The sequence below is a fragment of the SAR324 cluster bacterium genome (assembly GCA_029245725.1).
Classification (GTDB): Bacteria; SAR324; SAR324; order SAR324; family NAC60-12; genus JCVI-SCAAA005.
Genome location: JAQWOT010000081.1, coordinates 1 through 2183, shown reverse-complemented (window position 1 = coordinate 2183; position 2183 = coordinate 1). Strand labels below are relative to the sequence as shown.

The following is a 2183-nucleotide window of genomic DNA, read 5'->3' as shown; positions in this document are numbered from 1 at the left end:
TCCATTATTGACTAAACATCGTTCCCAACAATAACAGGATCAGAAAGATCCTGTTCAGTTTTAATGCTGATTGAAAATCTTAGGCTGCCACCTTATCATTTTCTGGAAGATGGTCTGATTTGATGAGCATTTTTTCTGGTTCACTAGAGGGCAAGGAACCCAGAGAACACACACTGGATTGGCTTGCTTCGCCAGTGACTTCTAAAGATTTTTTTTCAAGTAAACTACTAAATTTATTTATCATTTTTTCTAAAAAACCATTTTTAGAAGATTTATGTAACTCATAGTAAACTGTTTCCCATTCATTTTTGAACTCCCTTTTACAGTAACTCATCAAAGGGCTGTTTTTCTGTGAAACTGTGTAATGCTCTGGTAATAACATAATTTTCTCTTGCTAAACGTTTTTCGACATAAATAACAATTTAATTTGCTATTTTAGCAAAATTTTAAATTCTATGCAATTTAATAAACATTCATCATTATGAATCTGTTACCATTCGCGTTTGTTCTTCCAGTTCAAGTACCACTAGCAGATCAGTACCAGCGTCCCTTATTTGAATCAATGGTTTCTGCAGGCTTTCCAAGCCCTGCTCAGGATTACTACGACGGTTATCTCAACCTACATCAGTACCTGATTCCAGATCCCAACAACGTCTTCTTTGTCCGTGCTAATGGGGACTCGATGACTGGCGCAGGCATCTTTGATCAGGATTTGCTGATCGTCGACCGCTCTAAGAAAAAGCCCAATGGTAAAGCAGTTATTGCTTCTCTCAATGGAGAGTTCACACTGAAGCGTCTGGTGCAGACTCGGGAGTGTTTTGAGCTACAGCCTGAGAATTCAGACTACCCGAGCATTCCCATTTCAGTAGATGATGATTTCCAGATCTGGGGAGTAGTGCGACATGTTATCCATAAGTTGTAGAGAGTGAGCATGAGCCAGCCCATCAACTTCCAAAACAAGCTGGAACTCTTTTCAGATCACTGGTCTCCAAAAGTGATTGCTGAAATGAATGACTACCAGTTCAAACTGGTGAAGATCAAAGGTGAGCTCACATGGCACCAGCATACCAACACGGATGAGACCTTCATTGTGCTTGAGGGTTCCATGGGGGATTGAGTTCAAGGACCGAACAGTCCAATTGAGTGAGGGAAAGATGTGCGTGGTTCCAAAGGGTGAAGAGCATAAGCCCTTCGCTGATGAGGAGTGCAAGGTGTTGCTGGTCGAACCAAAGGGTGTGGTGAACACAGGCTGTGCTGGAGGTGAATTGACCGCTGAGAATGACGTCTGGGTTTAGTTTGTTCTCAATCGGGCTTGTAAGCCTCTCAGGTCTACTTCCTCTTGATGATCGTTAAGCTACCAAAAATCTTTTTATCCCATTGGACGGATTTTTACAGAGAATTTACTAATTGGAGTCTTGACACGTCTTGAATCACAATGACTAACATAAAGATCATCCCCTTCAACGTAGTAAATTGCGTCTTGAAGGAACTCTTCTCCAATATTACAAGCTTCGTCAAAAGAGATTGCTGTTGCCCAACACGGTTCATTATGACCAGTATCAGGAGCATAGCCGGTAACCCTTCTCAGCCAAGTCCCATTTTCCACCAGCCGTTGGTGTAAACGTTCATCTGCCTGCTGGTTTCTTTCTTCAGACCATTTCTCTCCAGTGGTCGCATAGGCAGAGATAATGGCGAATTCCTCGGGTTGTTCAGACCAGTTAGGCCCCAGATCAAGAAACGTGGACAGATACAACGGGTTGATGGGATCCATTTCTACTCCTGAAGTGGGTGGCCCTCACTTTGGGTATGCAACTGTAAAATACCCTCCAGCAGTACCAGTTTCATTTCGAATGCTTCAGGAACCAATCATAGAGTTCGTCATTGTTGTAGGCTTCTGTCCACGCATCGTGCGTCCCTTGATCGTAAGTGGTCAATTTGGCATTACCACCTGCGGCATTGACTCCCTCCGCCATCCGAACTGATTCTTGATAGGGGACCAGATCGTCTCTCTTATCATGAAAAGCCCATACAGGAAGTCCCTTGAGTCTCTCCATGAAATAGGGACTCACAAACAAACCACCGCCAGCGATGGGAGCAATAGCGGCAAATCGCTCAGGGTACTCGTGCGATATTTGCCATGTCCCATAGCCACCCATACTTTTTCCAGTCATGTAGACTCTCGA

The 2183-nt window shown here is 43.7% G+C and carries 4 protein-coding genes and 1 pseudogene; 2 read left to right on the top strand and 3 right to left on the bottom strand.

All coding sequences use genetic code 11. From position 1 onward, the window contains the following. Positions 1–79: 79 nt before the first annotated feature. Complete coding sequence (locus P8O70_03525) at positions 80–382, bottom strand: hypothetical protein (GenBank protein MDG2195952.1); 303 nt, start codon at positions 380–382, stop codon at positions 80–82. A 99-nt stretch (positions 383–481) separates the two neighbouring features. Here P8O70_03525 and umuD point away from each other — a divergent pair, with 99 nt between their 5' ends. Both umuD and P8O70_03515 read left to right on the top strand, forming a co-directional pair. Continuing rightward, positions 482–922, top strand: coding sequence for a translesion error-prone DNA polymerase V autoproteolytic subunit (gene umuD / locus P8O70_03520; protein ID MDG2195951.1), 441 nt, complete (start codon positions 482–484; stop codon positions 920–922). A gap of 9 nt (positions 923–931) precedes the next feature. Further along, positions 932–1295 (top strand): annotated as a pseudogene (locus P8O70_03515) (cupin domain-containing protein). A 74-nt stretch (positions 1296–1369) separates the two neighbouring features. On the opposite strand, the gene P8O70_03510 reads toward P8O70_03515, so the two are convergent. Together P8O70_03510 and P8O70_03505 are read right to left on the bottom strand one after the other, a co-directional pair. Then, positions 1370–1771 carry a DUF3293 domain-containing protein gene (locus P8O70_03510; protein MDG2195950.1) on the bottom strand — a complete coding sequence of 134 codons (402 nt, stop codon included), beginning with the start codon at positions 1769–1771 and terminating at the stop codon, positions 1370–1372. A gap of 70 nt (positions 1772–1841) precedes the next feature. Further along, positions 1842–2183 (bottom strand): phospholipase (locus tag P8O70_03505; protein MDG2195949.1); only part of this gene is annotated, 342 nt, incomplete at its 5' end.